The following is a 21,613-nucleotide window of genomic DNA, read 5'->3' as shown; positions in this document are numbered from 1 at the left end:
CCTCTATATCAACAAGGTCCTGCCCCTAAGCCTTGACACGCAAATTTCCAGTTGCAGGAAACGGCATCCCCTCTACTTCCCCCCAGAAGCATCGTTTGTTTGGATGTTAGGTATGCTTTGCCCAAGCATCCCAGATCGCTCCGCCTTAGCAGTCAGTCAATCTGTTTGTGCATCAGCGTTATGTTGCCAGGAATTTATCTATTGCCGTCAAAATCCATCACCGCAATCTTTAAGTGCATAATAGATGTTCACAGAAACTGATCAAAATGAAACGCTATTTCGGAACACTAGTTCTACGTGGTGTCGGATTAGGCGTTTTTAAATAGCGCCCCACCAGTTTTCGTCGCAAGTCCGCATCATCTATCAACTTTAAAACGAATGTTGGATGCGGCGCATGCCCGGCGCGTCTGGCGATCTGGGATAACATTTCCCATTGACTGCGCGCGACAAAGCGTCGATTGCGCGCGGGAATATCGATAAGAGCAAAGGTATCGCCGTGATCAAATACGTGTCCGGCAACAGATTGATAACTGCCAACCCGGCCTGTTTTCAACCCACAATCAAGTGTGATTTTCGTGCCGTCGAGCTGACAGTATTGATAATGATCGGGCACTGATTCCGTGCTGTGCATATGACTAAGCTGCGTGGGTGTTAGCCATGTAACCGCCACCCTGACCGTTGACCCAGGCGAGGATGCCAAAGTTGCCGGAAGCGCCCCGTAACCGGCCATATGCGTGGAATAGACAATATCGTGGTCGTCCATCCAACCGAACGTCACCGGAACAGGTTCTTCATGATGATGGGGTGCTGCGAATTTGCGGGCCAATTGAACCGGCGCGCGGTTGGACCCAACGGCCAGAACCGGGGTCCGTCCAGCCGTCAGACGGTCTATATCCCCTGCAACCATCTGCCTGACTGTGCCATCCGCAAACAGGAAATCATAATCTGGCGCGTCATAGGGATACAAAAACGCGCGCAGGATTTCCTGCGCGCGTGGATGCTGTTCGATCTGCTCGCGCAACACGGGATCCGTGATTTTATGCGCATCAGAAATCGAAAACATGCAAAAGTCTGTCCCGCTTAGTCTTCGACAACGCGATAACGGCAATTGCAGTTATCGACATGTTGCCACGCCAGCTTTGACCATGCCTTTTCGGCATCTTCAAAAGTTTTATACGGACCATGGCGTTCTTCTTTGCCACCGACAGGGGTTTCAAATTCGGTGGTTTCATATTCACCACCGACAACCCAGTATTCGTCAGAACGTTCGATGCGATACCGCGAATTTGCGTCATCGACCGACTGCCAGGCCATTTTAGACCACTGTTTTTCCGCGTCTTCGAAGCTGCCAAACGGACCAACTTTGGTTTCTTCGCCAATCGGCTTATCAAAACCGGTATCCTGATAGGTGCCCCCGATAACCCAATATTTGGCCATCTGTGCGTCCTTCATGCTTTTGGTGATTTTCCATGCCGCGCGCTGTGGGTCACGCGACTCAATTCCTTGCCCTTGTATACCGAAATGATACGTCAACCAAAACCGCAAAGTTTCGTATAACCTTGCAACGCAGCATCCCGACTGTATTTGGGGACGCTGTTACAAAGTTACAAACGCTTCTTTGCCAACAAGCATGGTTGTCCCCAGACGCAGCAAAGCGTATGAAGACAATCAGATTTTAGTGCTCAGCAGATGACAGGTGCCATGCCCTATCAATCCCTTCGTGACTTCATGGATGCGCTGGAAAAAACCGGCCGTCTTGTTCGCGTCACTGAACCGGTTTCCCCCAACCTTGAAATGACGGAAATACAGACGCGTCTTCTGGCCGAAGGCGGCCCGGCGGTGTTGTTTGAAAATGTTGTCGGGGATGACGGCAAAAAATATGACATGCCGGTTCTGGTCAATCTGTTTGGCACGGTGGACCGCGTGGCAGAGGGCATGAACAGAAAGCCCGAAGAGCTGCGCGAAGTCGGCGAAACGCTGGCCTTCCTCAAACAGCCCGAACCGCCCGGCAGCCTCAAAGAAGCCTTTTCGATGCTGCCGTTGGCCAAGACCGTGATGGCGATGAAACCCAAAACGGTTTCAAAGGCGCCCTGTCAGGACGTCGTCATGATGGGCGATGATGTTGATCTGTCAAAAATCCCCATTCAGTCGTGCTGGCCGGGCGAACCGGCCCCGCTGATTACATGGCCGCTGGTCGTGACCCAAGGACCGTCGGCGGGTAAAAATGGCGGCGACAAACGCGATGTGTTTAACCTTGGCATCTATCGCATGCAGGTGCTGGGCAAGAACAAAACCATCATGCGCTGGCTCAAACATCGTGGTGGTGCGCAACATCACGCGCGCTGGAAAAAGGAAAAGCCTGATCCGCTGCCTGCCGCCATTGTCCTTGGTGCCGATCCCGGCACCATTCTGGCCGCCGTAACGCCTGTGCCCGATACTCTTTCGGAATATCAGTTTGCCGGGCTTCTGCGTGGTGCCAAGGTGGAGCTGGTCGATTGCAAAACCGTCCCGCTTAAAGTGCCCGCCACCGCCGAGATTGTGCTGGAGGGCTATGTCTCGCTGGATGAATACGCGCCCGAAGGCCCTTATGGCGATCACACGGGCTATTATAACTCGGTCGATGATTTCCCGGTGTTTAACATCACCGCGATCACCATGCGCAAAGACCCGATTTACCTCTCGACCTTTACCGGTCGCCCGCCAGATGAACCCTCGGTTCTGGGCGAAGCATTGAATGATGTGTTTGTGCCGATCTTGCAGCAGCAATTTACCGAAATCGTTGACTTCTGGCTGCCGCCCGAAGGATGTAGCTACCGGATTGCAGTGGTGTCGATGAAGAAGGCCTATGCCGGTCATGCCAAGCGCGTGATGATGGGCGTTTGGTCGTTCCTGAGGCAATTCATGTACACCAAATTCGTCATCGTCGTGGATGACGATATTGATGTGCGTGACTGGAAAGACGTCATGTGGGCAATCTCAACCCGGATGGACCCGGTGCGCGATATTACCACGGTGACCGACACCCCGATTGATTATCTTGATTTCGCATCCCCGGTCAGCGGCCTTGGCGGCAAGCTTGGCCTTGATGCCACCAACAAGTTCCCCGGCGAAACCAACCGCGAATGGGGCGAAAAAATCTATATGGACGATGACATCATCGACCGTGTCGATCAGAAATGGGAACGCTATGGCCTGCCCGGTTCAGGTAAGAAAATCTGGAAAGACTAAGATCGGTTCAATCGCGGGATTAAATCCCGTGAAAAACCATATCCAATGCGTTGGTGAGCTTGAAGGCATCTTCAAATTCACCAACCTTCTCCCCCAATTCAGATGTGCTGAGCGTCGCTATAAACTGCGGCAACAGCACCCAATCATCCCCACCAACTTTAATCACCGGATTAAGCCTGTCGGCAGGTTTTGGGAATTGGGAAATCGGTTTTAGGGGAACCACGACGCGGGTGCGCAGGTCCGATAGCAGATCCGACTGCACATCAACGACATACCCGGTTTCAAACCGGAAAATATCACCTTTTGCCATCAGAATTTTCGATGAGATGCCAACGGGATACCGTGTCGATCAACATAGCTGTTACTGGCATCGATCGCCGCCTTGTTTTCCTGCTTCCAAAGGGCAGCACGCTGCTTGGCGACAGCTTCGCGCAAACCCAATTCAGCAGTGCGGGAAATATTGATCCCCAGCGCCTTTGCTTCGTTCAAAAGATCAACATCTAGACTGATATTGGTAGGTTTTCGGTGTGGTTTGGCAGCGGTTACTGTCATTTCGACCTCCCCTTCATGCGCAAAACTTATGCGCATACTTTACCAACAAACCGACATTAACTCAATTGCGGAAAAACAGCCAGTGATCGCCATTGCCTGCTGGTTCTTGCGAATAGAAGAACTGCGGCGCATCGCACATGAAATCATCGACCCGGATCGCAAAGTTGCACAGCCTGTCATCGCCGATCACCTCGGCCATGAACTCGGTGCTATTTTCCTGCCAGCTCATGATCGGCGGGGCGGTTTCATCATGAATGCACAGCGCAACCTGTTCGGAGCTTTCAAACGGAAGATAGCGGATCTCACTTTGACCCTTGCCACCATGATTAGTGACAAACAGCATTGCAAATCGCGGACCTTCCGGACTGTCCAGATCAACCCACCCGGCAATCCGGTCGACCACATCATCACAGGTAAAGTCACCGGTCAGCATCTGATGACGGTAATTTTGCGCATATTGGCCACCTTGAATGCGCATTTCGGAATAAAGCTGATTGGTGGATACCGGATCGACCGTGTTCCCATCATTCAGAGGCGTCTCAGCATCTGCATTTGGACTTTCGCCGGCATACGCAAGACCGCCCGGCCCAGCAGAGATCGCGAAAAAAAGCCCCATCAACATTGCCTGCTTGCTCATATTTTTCCCGTGTGTATTTCGGCTTTCACAGCCATTTATGTGCCGTTTCTTTGAGTATAGCAAAACGGCGACAAAAATCGTCAAAAGACATACCCTTGCCGATCCCCCTTTATCGCGCCACCTTTGGGGCAGCAAGGCAAATGAACCAAAGACGAAACCTCTTTTTGTTTCGCCCCTTTGCGAATGCGCCTGCGCGCCCTATAAAGTAGCCATCACATTCCGAATTAAGGGAGCTTCCATGCCCAAGACCGACATGACACTTGATCGCATCACCGATCTTCTGGCCCGCGCGAAAAAAGCCGGTGCCGATGATGCCGACGCCGTTTATGTCGAAGGAACGTCGCTTTCGGTGGCCCAGCGTCTGGGCAAGATGGAAAAGCTTGAACGTTCCGAAGGGGCTGATCTTGGCCTGCGGGTTCTGATTGGCAAACAACAGGCGGTTGTTTCATCTTCCGACACCAGCGACGCTGCCTTGAATGAACTGATCGAACGCGCGGTCGCGATGGCCAAAAACGCGCCAGAAGACCCCTATTGCGGGATTGCTGATCCGTCTGAACTGGCCGAAACGTTCGATGTTGACGCGCTTGAGCTGTGTGAACCGGGCGAAGTCGATCAGGCAAAAATGATCGAATGGGCAACCGCCTGCGAAGAAGCCGCGCGCTCGGTCGAAGGCATCACCAATTCGGAAGGATCCGAAGCTGGCTGGGGCCGCCATCAGGTGACACTGGCGGCAACCAACGGCTTTGCCAATTGCTATGCCGGGTCCGGCAGCCACATTTCGGTTTCTGTTATCGCCGGGTCCGGCACGGCGATGGAACGCGATTACGATTATGACAGTGCCGTCTTTTCGACCGATCTGCGCGATCCGGTTGATATTGGCAAAAAGGCTGCCGAAAAAACCCTGCGCCGTCTGAATCCGCGCAAGGTCAAAAGCGCACATGTGCCGGTGATTTTGGACCCACGTGTATCGGCCTCCATCGTCGGGCACCTGTCAGGGGCGATCAACGGGTCGGGCATCGCGCGCGGGACGAGCTTCCTGCTCGATGCGATGGGCAGCGAGATTTTCGCTCCGCATATCAACATCATTGATGACCCGCATCGCAAACGTGGTCTTCGCTCCAAACCGTTTGATGCGGAAGGTGTCGCCAACCAGAAACGTCACCTGATTGAAAATGGTGTACTTAAAACCTGGATCATGGATTTACGCTCCGCCCGTCAGCTTGGTCTGAAATCAACTGGCAACGCATCGCGCGGTGCCGGCAGTCTTCCGGGGCCATCGACCACCAATCTGTATATGGAACCGGGCACGATTTCGCCCGCCGATATGATCAAGGAGATCAAATCGGGGCTCTATATCACTGAAATGATCGGCAGCAGCGTCAACGGTGTCACCGGCGATTATTCGCGCGGCGCATCAGGCTATTGGATTGAAAATGGTGTTCTGGCGTATCCGGTATCGGAAATCACAGTCGCCGGGAACCTCAAGGACATGTTCAAAACAGTCGTTCCCGCAAACGACCTGACCTTCAAATACGGTACCAACGCACCAACTTTGCGCATTGATGGCATGACCTTGGCCGGACAATAAGCTACGGTGAGAACCCATTAGATACACGACAAAATACCCGATCAGACTTTTGATCGGGTATTTTTTGTTGGAGCAGTACTGTTTTCGTTCTGAAGGTACTGGCTATTACCAAACCGGTTTCAAGGCCTGTCTCGCGCCCGTTTAACAAATAAGGCTCATTTCCCGTCAAATCTTGCAGTGGTTTGCTAGTCCGCTGAGATCTGCAAAACTGGCCTGGCACCTTTCGCGGTGGCATGGGCTTGCGCATTATGCTGCGTCGCATAAGCAGATGGCACCATCAGGCGCACCGGATAGGGCGACAGGCTGATTTCGCAGGGTAGTTTTCCGGCATTTTCGCCGTCAATCTGCAAGGGTGCAGGGCCGCAATGGCTTTTGATCGTCAGGCGTTCGGTGCGCACCAGCGACACATCACTTTGTTTGTGTAACCGGTTTAACGTCAAAGCCAAACCATAGCGCGCCAAAGCCCAGATGCCATTACCCGGCATCAACAAAACATCAAGCTGATTTGACGTCAGAGACGCATCATCGGATATCACAAACGCACCGCCATAATGTTTGGCATGGGTGACGATAACCCCAGATGTCCGGTAATTTTCGCGCCCGATGTTGACTTCAAAGTCGCGGTGACGCGGGAAAAAGATACTGCGCAATCCTTCAAGAACGTATGCGCCCTTGCCGATAAGGCGTTTTAGCCGCAAGGACACATTATCCACCGTATCGGCATCGGCCCCCATCCCGACCATCAGGAAAAACGCTCGGCCATTTACAACACCAGGCCGCACCCAAACCATGCCGGGATTATTGATATAGTCGGCAATTGCCGTGGCGCGCAGATTAAGCCCAACTTCGACCGCAAGCACATTGGCTGTGCCCAATGGAAGAATGCCAAGGGGTGGAACTTCATGACCATCAATCTGCGCATCCAGCAAACCATTCAATGCTTCGTTTAGCGAACCATCCCCACCGGCAACAAATAACCGTTTGTGCGCGCGGACCTTGCGCGCCAATTCACGGGCATGACCGGGATGGGTGGTTTGTAGCAGTTCAACCTTCACCCCGGCATGTTGCAGAATTTCTGAAAGAAACCGTTGTTTATTCCCACCGGCACGCGGATTGAAAATGATGGTCATTTCGGGCTGGGACATTCAGGTGCGACTTCCGCAATAAAACCGAAATAAAAAGTAAGTACCCGCTAGCATATGAAGAAAAATATGTAACAGTTGCTTTACAGAACCGCGAAATTTATGTGAACGGGTTATATATTCGCGCGATTTATTTTAAACCGATACTGGTTGGAGACAGTATCTGGCATCTTTAAAGTCAGTTTCCAGCCATCCTTTTGGCAGGATACGGAGGAGCGGCAATGACAGCGATGACGCTGCAACCGCATTACCGCACGGTCTGGATTTCGGACGTCCACTTGGGGACACGTGGATGTCAGGCAGATCTTCTTTTGGATTTCCTCAATGAAGTAACGGCAGACACCTATTATCTGGTGGGCGACATTATTGATGGCTGGCGTCTTAAGAAAAGCTGGCATTGGCCCGAAAGCCACCACGCCGTTATAACCACAATCATGGATAAGGCCAAGAACGGCGCCAAGGTCATCTTTGTGCCCGGCAACCATGATGAATTTGCCCGTGAATTTGTCGATATGACCTTTGGGCATATCGAAGTCAAAATGAACGACATCCATGAAACGGCCGATGGCAAACGCCTTTTGGTAATTCATGGCGATGAATTTGACGGTGTTGTCAAATATGCCCGATGGCTCGCCTATCTTGGCGATACGGCCTACAACTTCGCCATCACCCTTAACCGCTATTACAACGGCATTCGCCGTCGCCTTGGATATGGATACTGGTCGCTTTCGGCCTATCTTAAAAACCGGGTGAAGAACGCGGTTCAATTTATCTGCAACTTTGAAAATGCCGTCGCCCATGCCGCCGCCAAACGCAAGGTGGATGGTGTGGTCTGCGGGCACATCCATCATGCCGAAAAACGCATGATTGGGGATGTGCTTTATTGCAATGATGGTGACTGGGTCGAAAGTTGCACCGCCCTTGTCGAAGACATGAACGGCAAGCTTGAACTTCTCCATTGGGCGGAAATGCGCCAGATGGCCATGACCCATTCCACACCGGGCCGCGATGCTGCCAGTGCTCCGTCGCTTGGCCTTGGCAAACTGATTTCCATGTTCCGTATCGCCCATACTTCAGGCAAATCCGCATCTGCCGCGTCTGAAAAGCGCGGCGATGCACCGATTGGAAAGACTGCATGAAAATACTGATCGTAACCGATGCCTGGTATCCACAGGTCAACGGTGTTGTCCGTACCCTTGAAACCGTACGCGGCGAGTTGGGCGAGATGGGCCACGAGGTTCATGTCATCTCGCCTGATCAGTTTAAGACCATTCCGTGCCCGACGTACCCGGAAATCCGCTTGGCCCTGTTTGCCAAACGTAAAATGGCCAAGATGATCAAGGCCCTGCACCCGGTTGCCATTCATATTTCGACCGAGGGTCCATTGGGGCAGGCCGCCCGGGCCTATTGCCTAAAACAGGGACTGCCATTCTCGACTGCCTATCACACGCGGTTCCCTGAATACATCCACGCACGGTGGCGTTTACCGTTGTCGATTTCCTATCGTGGAATGCGCAAGTTCCATTCAAAATCACAATCGGTGATGGTCGCGACCGAAAGCCTGCGCGAAGAACTTTCTGACTGGGGGTTTGATAACCTGCATATCTGGTCGCGCGGGGTTGACCTTGACCTTTTCCGCCCACGTCCAGACGCAAGTTTTGGCGATTTTCCCAAACCACACTGGCTGTTTGTCGGACGGGTCGCTGTGGAAAAGAACATTGGCCATTTTCTGGATCTTGATTTGCCCGGCACAAAATTCGTGGTCGGTGATGGGCCGCAGCTGGCGGACTTGCGCCAGAAACACCCCAATGCGCAATTCCTTGGCAAAAAGGTCGGTGAAGACCTTGCAAACGCCTTTGCGTCCGCAGATGTTTTTGTTTTCCCCAGCAAAACCGACACATTCGGGTTGGTTATCCTCGAAGCATTGGCATCAGGCACACCGGTTGCGGTTTTCCCGGTTCAGGGACCCGCCGATATTGTCCGGGGCACAAAAGCCGGTGCAATTGACGCCGATCTTGGCAAAGCCGCCATGGCCGCCCTTGAACTCAAACCCGAAGATGCCCGCGCCTTGGCCGAACAATACAGCTGGCAAAATTCCGCTGGCCAGTTCCTGCACAACCTTGCACCATTTTCAGGTGGGTTTGACGGGCTGGAAGCCATCCGCATATCGGTTGATGATGCGGCACGTACGGTGGCATCTTTCACCACCGACGACGACACCACCGCGATCAGCGATCAACCACTTGGTCAGCCAGCGCAGTAATGCGCTGGTACGACCTTGGCGGATTAACCGTGGTTCAGGCTTTTGCGAAGAATACGATAAGCCAAAAGCCCATTGATCGCATCCGTCCCCAACCAGCTCCGAAACGGGCGCAGCATAAGGTAAACCGGGCGGAGAACCTTAACGATTTTGCGAAGCGGGACCATCTGAGGTGCGTCAAATCCGGCCTGATCGACATAGGCGCGCCACCCCGCGCGCAACAATTCAGGGCGTTTTTTAAATTCGCGCTGGATCGAAAAAACAAACAGCAGGATATCACGCGCCTGCGCATCAATGATCGGCATGCGTTCATTGGGATCTTCTTCAAAATCGATAAAGCCGATTTTATCATCATCCCGGATGGTCAGGTTACGCAGCAAGGGAGCACCATGCGCAACGCCCGCCTGATGAAGTTGAGCCAATCCTTTGCCCGCGGAATTAATCAATTTCGTGACGGCTTCATGATCCCCTGCACGAATAAATTCTTCGATCCGGGTTTGTAAAATGCCACCATTATCCCCAATCGCGATCCAGTTTTCGGTCACACAGACCAAATCGGGCACCAGAATGCCTCGTTCAGACAATTTGCGCAAAGTGTTTGCTTCGGTTTCAAGACCTTCTTCGCCGCCAGGCGAGACAGTCGGGCGCAACAAGGCAATGCCCGTAATGTTTGCAAAAAACCGTTGCAAATGATGCCAGCCCTTTTGTTTGGCCGGCACAGCTTGCTTGATCCAGATACGTCTATTCTTCCAGCGCAGCGCGAAAACGCGTGCCCCGACACCTTGCGCCATTGTATGTTCTACAAGTGCGTGCAGTTGCTCGTTCATTTTTTTATCTTATATGTCGTTGCGCGTAACCTGCTGATTGGCGGGTCAAATTTGTATCTCTCACATGCGCGCTGCAGCTTGCCGCCCATGCTCGAGCATGCTAGCAACAGCGCATATAGATCGACACACTTTGAAGCCCTATTCCATATAGAGTGTATCATATTGATACAACTTGGAAATGGCCGGAACGACTAGGAACAAATCATTGCCGAAGAATCCGATGGACCACACTGCTGAACACTGGCGCACTTGGCCCTTGGTCAAACGTATCGTGCAAGATGCGGTAAAGCCTTACTTCGGCAAGATTGTTCTCGCTCTGATTTGCATGGCACTTATGGCGGGTGCGACTGGTGGCTATGCCTATTTAATGGACCCGGTCATCAACGAAGTGTTTGTCAAACAAAACGGTGCAATGCTGGTTCCGGTCGGCGTGGCTGTTCTGTTCGCATTTGCCCTGAAGGGCTTTGCCAACTATGGCCAGTCCGTGTTGATGAGCTATGTCGGCGGGCGTATTCTTGCTGATATCCAGAACAAGCTTTACGAACATGTCATCCGGCTCGACATTGGTTTCTTCCATAGTACGAATACCGGTAAGCTTATAACGCGTTTCACCAGTGATATTACGTCCATGCGCGCGGCTGTTTCTGTCGCTCTGACCGGGTTTGGTAAGGATCTTCTGACGGCTATCGTCTTGATCGGTGTGATGTTCTATCAGGATTGGCAACTGGCCATCATCGCGTTCACAGTCTTTCCTGCGGCCATTTTACCGATTGCCCGGCTTGGCAAACGCATGCGCAAGGTATCAGCCAATACCCAGCAGCAAATCGGCGAATTTGCCACCCTTCTCGAACAGACTTTTCAAGGTGTGCGTCACGTCAAAGCCTATGGCATGGAGCCATACGAATGTTCGCGTATGGAAAAACTGGTCGAGACTGTTTTTCAGTTGAGCTTCAAGGCGCAAAAAGTCAGTGCCCGGTCCTCCCCCATAATGGAAACACTCGGCGGTGCAGCGATCACGACAATCATCATTTACGGCGGCAGCCGGGTCATTGATGGTGCAAGTGATCCGGGTAGTTTCTTCTCGTTCATTACCGCCCTTTTGCTGGCCTACGAACCGGTAAAGCGTCTGGCAAATATCAACATGAATTTGCAGTCAGGCCTTGCCGCGTCCCAGCGCGTGTTTATGGTGATGGACCTTGAGCCCGAAATCAAAAACGCCCCGGATGCCAAGAAACTTAGCGTGTCGGGTGGGAACATCAATTTCAAGAATGTTTCCTTCGCCTACAACCCGGAAATCACAGCCCTTCGTGATATTGACCTTGATATTAAGGCCGGTGAAACGGTTGCACTTGTCGGGCCTTCGGGGGCGGGAAAATCAACCATCCTGAACCTGATCCCGCGCTTTTACGATATTGATAACGGCGCCATCACTGTTGATGGTCAGGACATCCGCGACTTAACACTTGAAAGCCTGCGCCGTGCGACCGCACTGGTCAGCCAGGAAATCACCCTGTTTGATGACACTGTGCGCGCCAATATTGCCTATGGCCGTTCGGGTGCGACCGAAACCGAGATCGAAGAAGCCGCGCGCAATGCCGCGGCTCATGACTTTGTTGGGCAGCTTGAAGACGGTTATGACACCATCGTCGGCGAACATGGGGTTAAGCTTTCTGGTGGGCAGCGACAGCGTATCGCGATTGCCCGTGCAATGCTTAAAAACGCGCCGATCCTGTTGCTCGATGAGGCAACATCCGCACTTGATACCGAATCAGAACGCCATATTCAGGACGCGCTTGCGAAATTGATGAAAGGGCGCACCACCCTTGTCATTGCGCACCGGCTGTCGACCATTATTGATGCGGACAAAATTTGTGTGATCAATAATGGCCGCGTGACGGAACAAGGAAAACACGATGAATTGCTTGCACTTGGAGGGGCTTACGCACACCTCTATAATCTGCAATTCTCAGAAGAAAATGAAAACTGATCCGGGTAATTTCGGGATTTACGGGCGTGCAGTTGCATAAACGCATTATCAGAAGCGAAACCACGCGCAGCACCTTGTGTTGGCTTGCGGCGTCATATGTGCGCCTGATCCACGCAACCGGGCGTTGGCGCACCAAGGGCGGTGACCTTCCGGCGCATTACCTGACCGAGGGCAAACCGTTTATCGTCGCATTCTGGCATCAGCGCCTGTTGATGATGCCCTATACGTGGCGCTCGGTCGGGGGTGATCGTCCGTTTAACATGTTGATTTCATCGCACCGCGACGGGGAAATCATTTCGCGCACCATTGCCTATTTCGGGCCAAAGACCATTGCCGGCTCAACTGGTAAGGACAAAGGCGGTGCTGCTGCCTTACGTCAGATTCTAAAGGTACTAAAGGCAGGTGAAGTTGTAGGCATGACCCCGGACGGCCCACGCGGCCCTCGCATGCGCGCCTCAGACGGCATCATTCAGGCTGCCCGCATGGCTAATGTTCCGATTTTTCCGCTGACCTATTCGGCCTCCAACCGCAAAGTTCTTGGCAGTTGGGACCGTTTTATTCTGCCCTTACCCTTTTCGCGCGGCGTCTATCACTGGGGCGATCCAATCTATGTGGATCGTAAACTCGACGCGGCGGGTATCGAAGCCAAACGCCTTGAACTTGAAAATGCGCTGACCGAGCTCACTCAGAAAACCGACAGCGCACTCGGGCTTAGAATCATTCCGCCTGCGGGCCTTGACGCACTCCCCAAGCAGAAACGGTCGGCGATCGCAGCGGGGGAAACCGGTAAATGAGCCTGTTTTACGCCTATCGTGCGGCGACACGCCTGCTGGGTCCGGCTCTGTATCTGTATCTCAACCGTCGAAAAAATCTCGGCAAGGAAGATCCGGGCCGGATTGGCGAACGGTTTGGTCACCCAAGTGCTCCACGGCCCAAAGGCAAACTTGTCTGGATACATGGCGCAAGTGTTGGGGAATCTCTCTCTGCCCTGCCTGTGATTGATGAAATCCATCGTCGCTATCCCGACGTTTCAGTCCTTGTGACGACGGGTACAGTGACCTCGGCTGCCTTAATGCATGAACGCCTGCCAAAAGGCGCCATTCATCAATTCATCCCGATTGATCGCCAAGTATGTGTCGCGCGGTTCCTCCATCACTGGAAACCCGATCTGGCACTTTGGCTTGAAAGCGACCTTTGGCCCAATATCCTGACCAAGGCCAAGAAGGCAGGCACGCGCTTGGTTCTGGTCAACGGTCGCATCTCGGGAAAAAGCTTTAAGGGCTATTCGCGCTTTCCATCCTTTATCCGCCCGGTCATTGCCGCGTTTGATCTGATCCTGACACAGGGCGTGGAAGAAACGGAACGGTTTACCGCCCTTGGTGCAACCAATATCAAGGCTGTTGGCAACCTCAAATTCGCTGCACCGCCGTTGCCCGCCAATGACGAGGAACTTGGCAAATTGCGCGACCAAATCGGCAATCGCCCTGTGTGGTTGGCATCAAGCACCTTTGACGGTGAAGAACGCATTTCCGGTCAGGTGCATCAGAACCTTGCGCCTGCGCATCCGGGCCTTCTGACCATCATCGTCCCGCGCCATCCTGTGCGTGCGAATGACATCGAAGCAGAGCTGATTGCGCAAGGGTTGCAGGTATCGCGCCGCAGCCTGGGCCACCAGATCACCGAACAAACAGAAATCTATCTTGCCGACACCATGGGCGAGCTTGGCCTGTTTTACCGCATCGCGCCGGTGTGTTTTATGGGCAAATCTTTGTGTTCGACTGGTGGTCAAAATCCGCTGGAACCGGCCCGATTGGACTGCGCAATCCTGCATGGCCCGGATATGAGCAATTTTGCCATCATCAGCCAAGAGATGCTGGCTGCCGGAGCCTGCCGCCCTGCATCTGACGCAGATGACCTGACACGGCAACTTGGCGGGTTCCTCCGCGACCCGGCATCGGCACAAAAAGTCGCCGCGGCTGGCTTAGCCTATGTCAGTTCCAAGGCAGAAGTGCTTAACCGCACTCTTGATGCCATTGCACCTCTGATTGCAGACATGCCAACAAGCGGGGGCAACAATGCGTGATCCCCGTTTCTGGCAAGAAGACGGATTTCTTGCAACGGCAATGACCCCGCTTTCCTTACTTTGGCGCGCTGGCGGATGTGTTCGCACGATAAAAACAACGCCGCGCCATCCCGGATGCCCGGTGTTTTGTGTCGGCAACTTCACCGTTGGGGGTGCGGGGAAAACACCAACAGCACTTGCCCTTTTCGATCTATTGACCGCACTAGGCCGAACACCGCATTTCGTCAGCCGCGGATATGGCGGCTCCATGCGCGGGCCACACCGGGTTGACCCGGTATCTGATCGTGCAGATCAGGTAGGCGATGAACCGCTTTTACTCGCGGCACGTGGACCGACATGGGTGTCACGCGAACGGTTCCTTGGTGCTGAAATGGCCCGTGCTGCCGGGGCGGATGTCATTATTCTTGATGATGGATTACAAAACCCGTCTCTGATCAAGGATTGTAGCTTTGCCGTCATCGACAGCCAATACGGCATTGGCAATGGCCGGGTAATCCCGGCGGGCCCAATGCGCGAACCGCTGGATTCAGGGCTAGAAAAGGTCCGGGCCATTATTCTGATTGGTGATGAAACCCCGGACTTCATCACCAACCTTCATGCATCGGTTCCGGTCGTGCGTGCGCGCATTGAAACGGAAAATGGTGCCGATTTCGCCCACCAGCGGGTTCTTGCCTTTGCCGGGATCGGACGCCCTGCGAAATTCTATGAAAGCCTGCACCAATGCGGCGCGATGATCGCCGAGACCCAAGACTTTGCCGATCATCACCCGTTTAGCACACAGGAACTTTCCAATCTGCGCACGCGTGCACAAACACTGGGCGCACGTCTTGTCACCACACAAAAAGACCTGATGCGCTTGCCAAGTGAAAATCGCAGCGGCATAAGCAGCCTTAACATCCGTCTGGTGTTTGACGCACCAGATCAGCTGACCCAGATTGTTAAAACGGTGCTTGCCGATGGATAAGAACAGCAAATTTTACAAGATGCGCCAAAAATACCTTTCTCATCCGCTTCAAGGATTGGGCGCGCATATCCTGTATTGGTTCTTTGCGGCGATGCCGATTGATATGGCATCAAATTTTGCCGGTTGCCTGATGCGGAACCTCGGCCCAAAACTGGGCCAAACAAAAAAGGCCCGTAACAATCTCACCCGAGCCTTCCCGGAAAAATCCAAAGACGAAATCGAAGAAATCGTTGCCGATATGTGGGAAAATCTTGGCCGGTCGGCGGGAGAAATCCCCCATCTTCACAAGCTCCAACCCGGCAGCCCCCGCATCGAAATTGTCGGTCTTGAGCACGGGCTGGCATCGCGCGATGACGGTAAACCGGGATTATTCTTTACCGGTCATATCGGCAACTGGGAAGTCAGCATGTGCATCGCAACCGTCCTTGGGATGGATATGATGAGCGTTTATCGCGCGCCGGATAATCCATGGGTCGATAATCTGTTCACCCGCGCGCGCAAAACATTCAGTGGCGAGTTGGTCAAAAAGGGGCCGGATGGTGCCCGCAAACTGACGCGCTGCATGAAAGACGGCGGCCATGCCTGCATGCTGGTCGATCAAAAAATGACGGACGGCATCGCGGTTCCGTTCTTTGGGCGTGATGCCATGACCGCCCCGGCACTGGCACAGTTTGCGCTTAAATATGATGCCCCGATTGTACCCGTTCGTGTTGAACGGTTGAATGGTGCCTATTTCCGTATGACGTTTTATCCCGCCCTGACGATCCAGAAAACCGGTGATCGCCGCGCCGATATTGCCAACATCATGACGGAGATCAATGCCATCATGGAAAGCTGGATACGCGAACGCCCGGCCCAGTGGCTTTGGCCTCATAAACGCTGGCCGAACTGATCGGCGCACGCAAATGTTGCGCAGGGATAAAACGATGTTTCTGTCATTAACGGAATAAGAACTCCCATCGGGCACACTCGGCATTTGACGATGTTCGCATGACCTCAGGAGCCAGTTTGCCTTGTCCCGCATATTGATCATTATTTGCATGATACTGGCGGGATCAGTGTTTCTTTCCTGGCCCGGCATGGCGCTGGACAGTCAAACAGATCAAATCAAGGAAACGGCGCGCGAAATCCGTTTGCAGATTTCGCAACTGGACCTGCAATTAAAGGAACATTTACGAAAGGCGCTTGAAGAATTTGGCGATCGTCCGGTCGAATGCGCCCCGAATGAAGCCCGCCAAAGCCTTTCTGATTGTATTGCTGAAGACGGCGACACACTGACCCACACAACGATCACCGTCGCCAAAGTCAGCAAACAGGATGACGATCCGCTGGGGGATCTCAAAGATACCGAAGAACGGTTTGCCCTGTTCACCGAACAACTCAACAAAACAAATGATCTTTTGGCCAGTGCCGGTGCAACACTGTATCGCAGCGGCTTTGACATTACGCCTGAAATGGATCAGCTGCGCCGCAACGTGATTGTCTATGTTGAACGCAAACAGGCCAATGACCTGCGCACAAAACAGGCCCTTTTAATCGCAACGGTTGCCATCATTCTGATTGCGATATTCGGATTAATCTTCGCTGTGATCCGCCGCTTCCGATAGGGTTTGTGTCTGACATAAAATATCATGAGACAAATCACCTTGAACAATTTGGGAAAGCCCGTTACCCGGTAACAGACATTTCGCACCGTTGCAGTTCGCCAGTACGGTGCGATTGGTACTTGGCTCTCATAAGGAAACATCATGAGCGAAGCCTACTGGCAGGACATTCTCGTGGCCCTGCGCCAGATTATCCGGGCGACCGATTTGCATTCAAAACGGATGATGAAAAACTGCGGCCTGACCATTCCGCAAGTCATGGTGTTGCGCGCGATTGACGAGCTGCAAAATGTCACGGTCAAACGCATTTCCAACCATGTTTCGCTTAGTCAGGCGACAGTGACTACGATCTTAAACCGCCTAGAACAGCGAAACCTTGCCGAACGCCGCCGCAGCACCACCGATAAACGTGTGGTCAATACGGTCCTGACCGATGCCGGGCGCGAAATCCTGTCAACCGCGCCGACCATGCTGCATGAAGAGTTTATTTCCCAATTCGAAGCCTTGCCCGATTGGGAAAAGACCCAGCTCCTCACATCCATGCAGCGCGTGGCCTTCATGATGGACGCGGAAAAGATTGATGCCGCCCCGATCCTTGACCTTAGGTCTGATCCGACCCGGTAACGATCCGATGCCCATTCCGCCGGGCGTCCCCCACGGCAGAAAACGTTGCGCCATCTGCACTGACCTTGGCCGCATGCACCCCGCCAAAGAACATATCCTCAAACTCCCAACGTTGTTGGTTTTTGATGCTTAAGCCATCAAGAAGTGCCTCATCAAAGCCCGGCTCAACCGACAGAAGATCGTCTTCAACATGTAGTCTTGGGGCCGCAACCGCGCCATGCAGGGTCATGTCAAAGGCATCCATGTTCAGCATCACCTGAAGCATGGTGGATCGAATGCGGTTTGATCCACCTGATCCCAAGGCAACCGATGATCCATCCGCCCCCAGATAAAGGGCCGGGGTCATCATCGATGTCATCCGAACCCCACAAGGCCATTGATGGAAACCATCGGATGACAAATCTGCCTCACCCAGCATGTTGTTCATCATGATGCCGATTTTGGGCACCACCCGCCCGGATGACGACCCGTTTGATAGGGTTGCCGCCGCAAGGTTACCATCCTGATCAACAACCGAAATATGGGTTGTTCCGCGCTGACTAAGCGGGCGCTCGCCAATCATCATACGATAACTTTCGCACAACTCATCTGACAGGATAACCGGCGACGCACCGTACTCACCACGCGCAAGCCCGGTGGCATGTAAAACGCCCGACACGGCTTCAAGATGGCGGGCAGACCCAAACGACCCCAAGGCCATATCACGCGCCAGTTTAAGACCAAACCCAACCAGAACCCCTCCCGATGCAGGCGGGGGGTTCAGCACAAAGCGGCCTTTACGCCCGGCAACCAAAAGCGGGTCACGAACCAACACCCGGTAAGCCGCCAAATCCTTACGGGTCAAATAGCCACCTGATGCACGGCTTTCGCGCACAAGCGCATCGCCAAGGTCACCGTGATAAAACCCGTCAACACCGGTCCGGACCAGATAATCAATGCTGTGCGCTAAATCGGCTTGGTGATGAAGAACGCCGTCATCAAGCAATTCGAAGCCGTCCTCATCCTGATGACCGGGTTTGCCAAAGATTTTCCGGCTGTCGGGTGAAAACCCAAGTAACGGCTCAACAATACCCATCACATAGCGCTGAAACGCATCCAGTTCGATCCCGTCACGCGCAGCCATGATCGCAGGTTCGGCCAATTGCGCCATGGGTAAACCCGCAAGGTCGTCATGAATTTTAAACAGTCCGGCGACAACGCCCGGTGTTGCCACCGATCCGTAACCACCATGAAATTCCTGCGTGACCCCGCCAGCAAATGTCGCAAGGCGGCTTTCAAATTCCAGATTCTCACGCGCGCGTTTTTCAAGCGGGGTTTCAACAAAGAAATCATAAAGACGTGGTGGCTTACCAGCCGGTCGGGCCATCACAAACCCGCCGCCGCCAAGGGATGCCAAAACTGGTTCAGCCACACAGGCTGCCCACATCGCGGCAATCACTGCATCAAAGGCGTTGCCACCTTCCTCAAGCACACGGGCAGCGGCACCTGCGGTAACATCATGTCCTGCGGCAACGGCCCCGTGCTTTTTCATGGCATGCGTTTCCCGTTAGTTATTGGCGTTTGCCGCCTTTTGTGCGTCTTCCATCGGCGGGACCAGCAGTTGCGCATCCACGCGCGCCGCCCCGACATTGATCCGCCAATCCAAATGCGGTCCGGTGGCCCGGCCCGATGCACCGACTTTGCCGATCAAATCACCCTGTTTGACCACATCGCCAACTTTGACGTCGATTTCCGACAGGTGCAAGAATGCCGACACCATGCCAAGACCATGATCAAGAAACAGCGTCGCCCCGGAAAAATACATATCCGGGTGGGCCAAAGTCACGATCCCATCGGCTGGCGCAACCACGGGCGTTCCGGTCGGAACTGCAATGTCCACGCCCCAATGTGGGGACCGTGGCTCGCCGTTTAAAATCCGTTGTGATCCATAGACACCACTGATCGGCCCTAACGCAGGCCAGATAAAACTGCTTTCGAGGAATTTTTCGGTGAACCGTTCGGTGCGCGCTTCGCGGGCCTGACGGGAATCATCCTTGATCCGGTCCATCACGGCGGGGTCAGGTGTGACCATTTTCTTGGGCAAACCATCAATCCGCTGAATATCAAATTCACGATCCCCGATATCATAGGCAAAGTCTTCGACACTGCCATCCGCATGCTTGATCGTCAGTTTGGCGGGACCCTCATAATCGCGCGGGAAACCCAGAACAAACCGGCCATCGTCTGCAACCGTATCAATCGCCGCGCCATCTAGCAGAACCTGATCCCCGGCGTCAGTTTGACCAAACACAATTCCACCCTGAACAAATTGTCCCTGATAGGCTGGTTCTGCGGCCCTGACTGTGGTGGCCGCGAAGAGTCCAGCAGCTGCGATAAGGGTGGTGATTGCCAAGCGCATTACAAAAGGCTCCCTTGCCTGTCATCGTCTTTTGGTTGTGGGTCTTTCTTTTTGACGGCTTTTGGTTTGCTGGCCGTTTCGGGCTTTGATGTGGCAACCGCTTTAACTGGCATATCTTCGCCATCACGCGAACCACCTGACGTCGGGGCTGTCGGCGTTGATACAGGCCCAATTGTCGCATCGCCAGCCGTAACACGGGTCACGCCATCACCCAGCTCAAGATCATATCCCTGCCCGGTGATAATATCGGCGGATTTTTCCACCAGATTCCCCGCCCCGTCGCGCACCACGGCAAAGCCGCGTTTCAGGACATTGCGATAAGAATAACTTTCCAGCAGACGATCATAGCGCGCCAGTCCTTCGGCTTCACGCGTCAGGGTATTTTTAACCGCTGCACCCATGCGTGTACCAAGATCCGTAATCTGTTTGCGGGCCCGATCAACATCGCGTTTGGCGTCACTTGGGCGCAACCCGGCAGACGCGCGGTCTAGACGGGACTTTTGCAGTTGCAAGGCCGACTTCATCGCCCCGTCCAGCCGCACAGCAGCATTTTCAAGCCGCCCGCGTTTTTCCGAAAGCTGTTCACGCGGACTGACCAGCCGTGCGCTGGTTTCATTGAGCCGCGCACGGGCTTGGCTCACGACATTGACCGCCGAACGCGGCAACCGATCCGCCCAGTTGTCCAACATCTGATTGCGTTCTTCGAGCATCCTTTTGGGATCGCCCAAACCCCGCGCCAGACTCTCAAGGGCCGTCTTCTTTTCGACACCCAACCGCCGGACCGCTTGCGACAACCGCAATCCGTTTTCTTCGATCTGACCGATCAGGTCTCCTCGCACAGGCACGGCCTTTTCCGCCGCCCCGGTCGGGGTGGGTGCACGCAGATCAGATACAAAATCAATCAGGGTGGTATCGGTTTCATGCCCGACGGCGGAAATCACCGGAATGTCAGAATAGGCCACCGCACGGGCAACCACTTCCTCGTTAAAGGCCCATAAGTCTTCAAGCGATCCACCGCCACGCGCGACAATCAACACATCGGGGCGCGGAATATGGCCATAGGGCAAAAGATCGTTAAAACCCCGCACGGCTTCGGCCACCTGTTCGGCAGACCCTTTTCCCTGCACAATCACCGGCCATAACAAAACCCGGCGCGGAAAACGATCGCGCAGGCGATGCATGATGTCGCGGATCACTGCCCCCGTCGGGGATGTCACAATGCCAATCACATCGGGCAAAAACGGGATCGGCTTTTTGCGGTCCGCGTCAAACAGGCCTTCGCCCGCCAGCTTCTTTTTACGTTCTTCCAGAAGTTTTAAAAGCGCGCCTTCGCCCGCAACTTCCATCGTTTCGATGACAATCTGGTATTTCGACCGTCCGGGAAATGTAGTCAACCGCCCGGTAACGATGACTTCCATACCGTCTTCGGGCACAAGGCCAAGCTTCCCCGCCTGCCCGCGCCAGCAGACCCCGTCCAGAACCGCCTTATCGTCCTTAAGCGCTAGATACATATGGCCGCTGCTGGCACGCTTGAACCCGGAAATTTCACCGCGCACGCGCACAAACGAAAAGGCATCTTCAACGGTGTTCTTTAACGCGTTGGACAGGTCGGACACCGAAAATTCGGGCGCATTTCCCGATTTCGCGGGGGTTTCAGGAACCGGGGCAAAAGGGTCGAACAAATCTTGCGTCATCAAGGGCACTTTATGCTAAAAGCCC

At 53.8% G+C, this 21,613-nt stretch carries 21 protein-coding genes; 11 read left to right on the top strand and 10 right to left on the bottom strand.

The window, feature by feature from the left end; all coding sequences use genetic code 11:
• Positions 1-274: 274 nt before the first annotated feature.
• Together AC0VXT_RS03775 and AC0VXT_RS03770 are read right to left on the bottom strand one after the other, a co-directional pair.
• Positions 275-1,063, bottom strand: coding sequence for a hypothetical protein (locus tag AC0VXT_RS03775; RefSeq protein ID WP_475547561.1), 789 nt, complete (start codon positions 1,061-1,063; stop codon positions 275-277).
• Between the two features lie 17 nt (positions 1,064-1,080).
• Positions 1,081-1,452, bottom strand: coding sequence for a DUF4170 domain-containing protein (locus AC0VXT_RS03770; RefSeq protein WP_475547560.1), 372 nt, complete (start codon positions 1,450-1,452; stop codon positions 1,081-1,083).
• A 249-nt stretch (positions 1,453-1,701) separates the two neighbouring features.
• Here AC0VXT_RS03770 and AC0VXT_RS03765 point away from each other — a divergent pair, with 249 nt between their 5' ends.
• On the top strand, positions 1,702-3,228 hold the full coding sequence (locus tag AC0VXT_RS03765; protein ID WP_475547559.1) for a UbiD family decarboxylase: 1,527 nt from the start codon (positions 1,702-1,704) through the stop codon (positions 3,226-3,228).
• A gap of 19 nt (positions 3,229-3,247) precedes the next feature.
• Here the strand turns inward: AC0VXT_RS03765 and AC0VXT_RS03760 are convergent, their stop codons facing one another.
• The 3 genes from AC0VXT_RS03760 to AC0VXT_RS03750 all read right to left on the bottom strand — a co-directional run bounded on the left by AC0VXT_RS03760 (position 3,248) and on the right by AC0VXT_RS03750 (position 4,417).
• Positions 3,248-3,538 carry a CcdB family protein gene (locus AC0VXT_RS03760; protein WP_475547558.1) on the bottom strand — a complete coding sequence of 97 codons (291 nt, stop codon included), beginning with the start codon at positions 3,536-3,538 and terminating at the stop codon, positions 3,248-3,250.
• Entirely contained in the window at positions 3,538-3,780 is a 243-nt protein-coding gene (locus AC0VXT_RS03755) for a type II toxin-antitoxin system CcdA family antitoxin (protein ID WP_475547557.1), read from the bottom strand. Before AC0VXT_RS03755 ends, AC0VXT_RS03760 begins: the two co-directional genes overlap by 1 nt.
• A 61-nt stretch (positions 3,781-3,841) precedes the next feature.
• Complete coding sequence (locus tag AC0VXT_RS03750) at positions 3,842-4,417, bottom strand: hypothetical protein (RefSeq protein ID WP_475547556.1); 576 nt, start codon at positions 4,415-4,417, stop codon at positions 3,842-3,844.
• A 238-nt stretch (positions 4,418-4,655) separates the two neighbouring features.
• Between AC0VXT_RS03750 and AC0VXT_RS03745 the strand changes: the two genes are divergently transcribed.
• Complete coding sequence (locus tag AC0VXT_RS03745) at positions 4,656-6,005, top strand: TldD/PmbA family protein (protein ID WP_475547555.1); 1,350 nt, start codon at positions 4,656-4,658, stop codon at positions 6,003-6,005.
• A gap of 185 nt (positions 6,006-6,190) precedes the next feature.
• Here AC0VXT_RS03745 and AC0VXT_RS03740 read toward each other — a convergent pair whose 3' ends face one another.
• Entirely contained in the window at positions 6,191-7,150 is a 960-nt protein-coding gene (locus tag AC0VXT_RS03740; protein WP_475547554.1) for a diacylglycerol/lipid kinase family protein, read from the bottom strand.
• Between the two features lie 218 nt (positions 7,151-7,368).
• Here AC0VXT_RS03740 and AC0VXT_RS03735 point away from each other — a divergent pair, with 218 nt between their 5' ends.
• Both AC0VXT_RS03735 and AC0VXT_RS03730 read left to right on the top strand, forming a co-directional pair.
• On the top strand, positions 7,369-8,286 hold the full coding sequence (locus tag AC0VXT_RS03735; RefSeq protein ID WP_475547553.1) for a UDP-2,3-diacylglucosamine diphosphatase: 918 nt from the start codon (positions 7,369-7,371) through the stop codon (positions 8,284-8,286).
• Entirely contained in the window at positions 8,283-9,410 is a 1,128-nt protein-coding gene (locus AC0VXT_RS03730) for a glycosyltransferase family 4 protein (protein ID WP_475547552.1), read from the top strand. Before AC0VXT_RS03735 ends, AC0VXT_RS03730 begins: the two co-directional genes overlap by 4 nt.
• A 23-nt stretch (positions 9,411-9,433) precedes the next feature.
• On the opposite strand, the gene AC0VXT_RS03725 is transcribed toward AC0VXT_RS03730, so the two are convergent.
• Positions 9,434-10,234, bottom strand: a complete 801-nt coding sequence (locus AC0VXT_RS03725; RefSeq protein WP_475547551.1) for a lipopolysaccharide kinase InaA family protein — start codon at positions 10,232-10,234, stop codon at positions 9,434-9,436.
• Positions 10,235-10,454: 220 nt separating this feature from the next.
• On the opposite strand from AC0VXT_RS03725, the gene AC0VXT_RS03720 reads away from it, so the two are divergent.
• From AC0VXT_RS03720 to AC0VXT_RS03690, 7 genes are all read left to right on the top strand, one after another.
• Positions 10,455-12,221, top strand: coding sequence for an ABC transporter ATP-binding protein (locus tag AC0VXT_RS03720; RefSeq protein WP_475547550.1), 1,767 nt, complete (start codon positions 10,455-10,457; stop codon positions 12,219-12,221).
• 26 nt (positions 12,222-12,247) lie between these two features.
• Entirely contained in the window at positions 12,248-13,015 is a 768-nt protein-coding gene (locus AC0VXT_RS03715; RefSeq protein ID WP_475547549.1) for a lysophospholipid acyltransferase family protein, read from the top strand.
• Positions 13,012-14,304, top strand: a complete 1,293-nt coding sequence (locus tag AC0VXT_RS03710) for a 3-deoxy-D-manno-octulosonic acid transferase (protein ID WP_475547548.1) — start codon at positions 13,012-13,014, stop codon at positions 14,302-14,304. Before AC0VXT_RS03715 ends, AC0VXT_RS03710 begins: the two co-directional genes overlap by 4 nt.
• Entirely contained in the window at positions 14,297-15,268 is a 972-nt protein-coding gene (gene lpxK, locus AC0VXT_RS03705) for a tetraacyldisaccharide 4'-kinase (protein ID WP_475547547.1), read from the top strand. The genes AC0VXT_RS03710 and lpxK overlap by 8 nt, the downstream gene beginning before the upstream one ends.
• The gene (locus AC0VXT_RS03700) at positions 15,261-16,160 is read left to right on the top strand and encodes an LpxL/LpxP family acyltransferase (protein ID WP_475547546.1); all 900 of its coding nucleotides are present in this window, start codon (positions 15,261-15,263) and stop codon (positions 16,158-16,160) included. Before lpxK ends, AC0VXT_RS03700 begins: the two co-directional genes overlap by 8 nt.
• Positions 16,161-16,326: 166 nt before the next feature.
• Positions 16,327-16,875, top strand: a complete 549-nt coding sequence (locus tag AC0VXT_RS03695; protein WP_475547545.1) for a hypothetical protein — start codon at positions 16,327-16,329, stop codon at positions 16,873-16,875.
• 141 nt (positions 16,876-17,016) lie between these two features.
• A complete protein-coding gene (locus tag AC0VXT_RS03690) occupies positions 17,017-17,496 on the top strand; it encodes a MarR family winged helix-turn-helix transcriptional regulator (protein ID WP_022734106.1) in 480 nt (159 codons plus the stop codon).
• Here AC0VXT_RS03690 and AC0VXT_RS03685 read toward each other — a convergent pair.
• From AC0VXT_RS03685 to xseA, 3 genes are read right to left on the bottom strand one after another with little or no spacing between them, the layout of a single operon-like run.
• Positions 17,474-19,027, bottom strand: coding sequence for a gamma-glutamyltransferase (locus tag AC0VXT_RS03685; protein ID WP_475547544.1), 1,554 nt, complete (start codon positions 19,025-19,027; stop codon positions 17,474-17,476). The two genes, AC0VXT_RS03690 and AC0VXT_RS03685, sit on opposite strands and share 23 nt — an antisense overlap.
• A gap of 15 nt (positions 19,028-19,042) precedes the next feature.
• On the bottom strand, positions 19,043-19,894 hold the full coding sequence (locus tag AC0VXT_RS03680; protein ID WP_475547543.1) for a M23 family metallopeptidase: 852 nt from the start codon (positions 19,892-19,894) through the stop codon (positions 19,043-19,045).
• A complete protein-coding gene (gene xseA, locus AC0VXT_RS03675) occupies positions 19,894-21,588 on the bottom strand; it encodes an exodeoxyribonuclease VII large subunit (RefSeq protein WP_475547542.1) in 1,695 nt (564 codons plus the stop codon). The genes AC0VXT_RS03680 and xseA overlap by 1 nt, the downstream gene beginning before the upstream one ends.
• Between the last annotated feature and the right edge of the window lie 25 nt (positions 21,589-21,613).

This window comes from Thalassospira sp. Z349TD_5, from assembly GCF_056173045.1.
The sequence above is the reverse complement of the archived record's forward strand: the minus strand, read 5'-3'. Positions and strand labels throughout refer to the sequence as shown.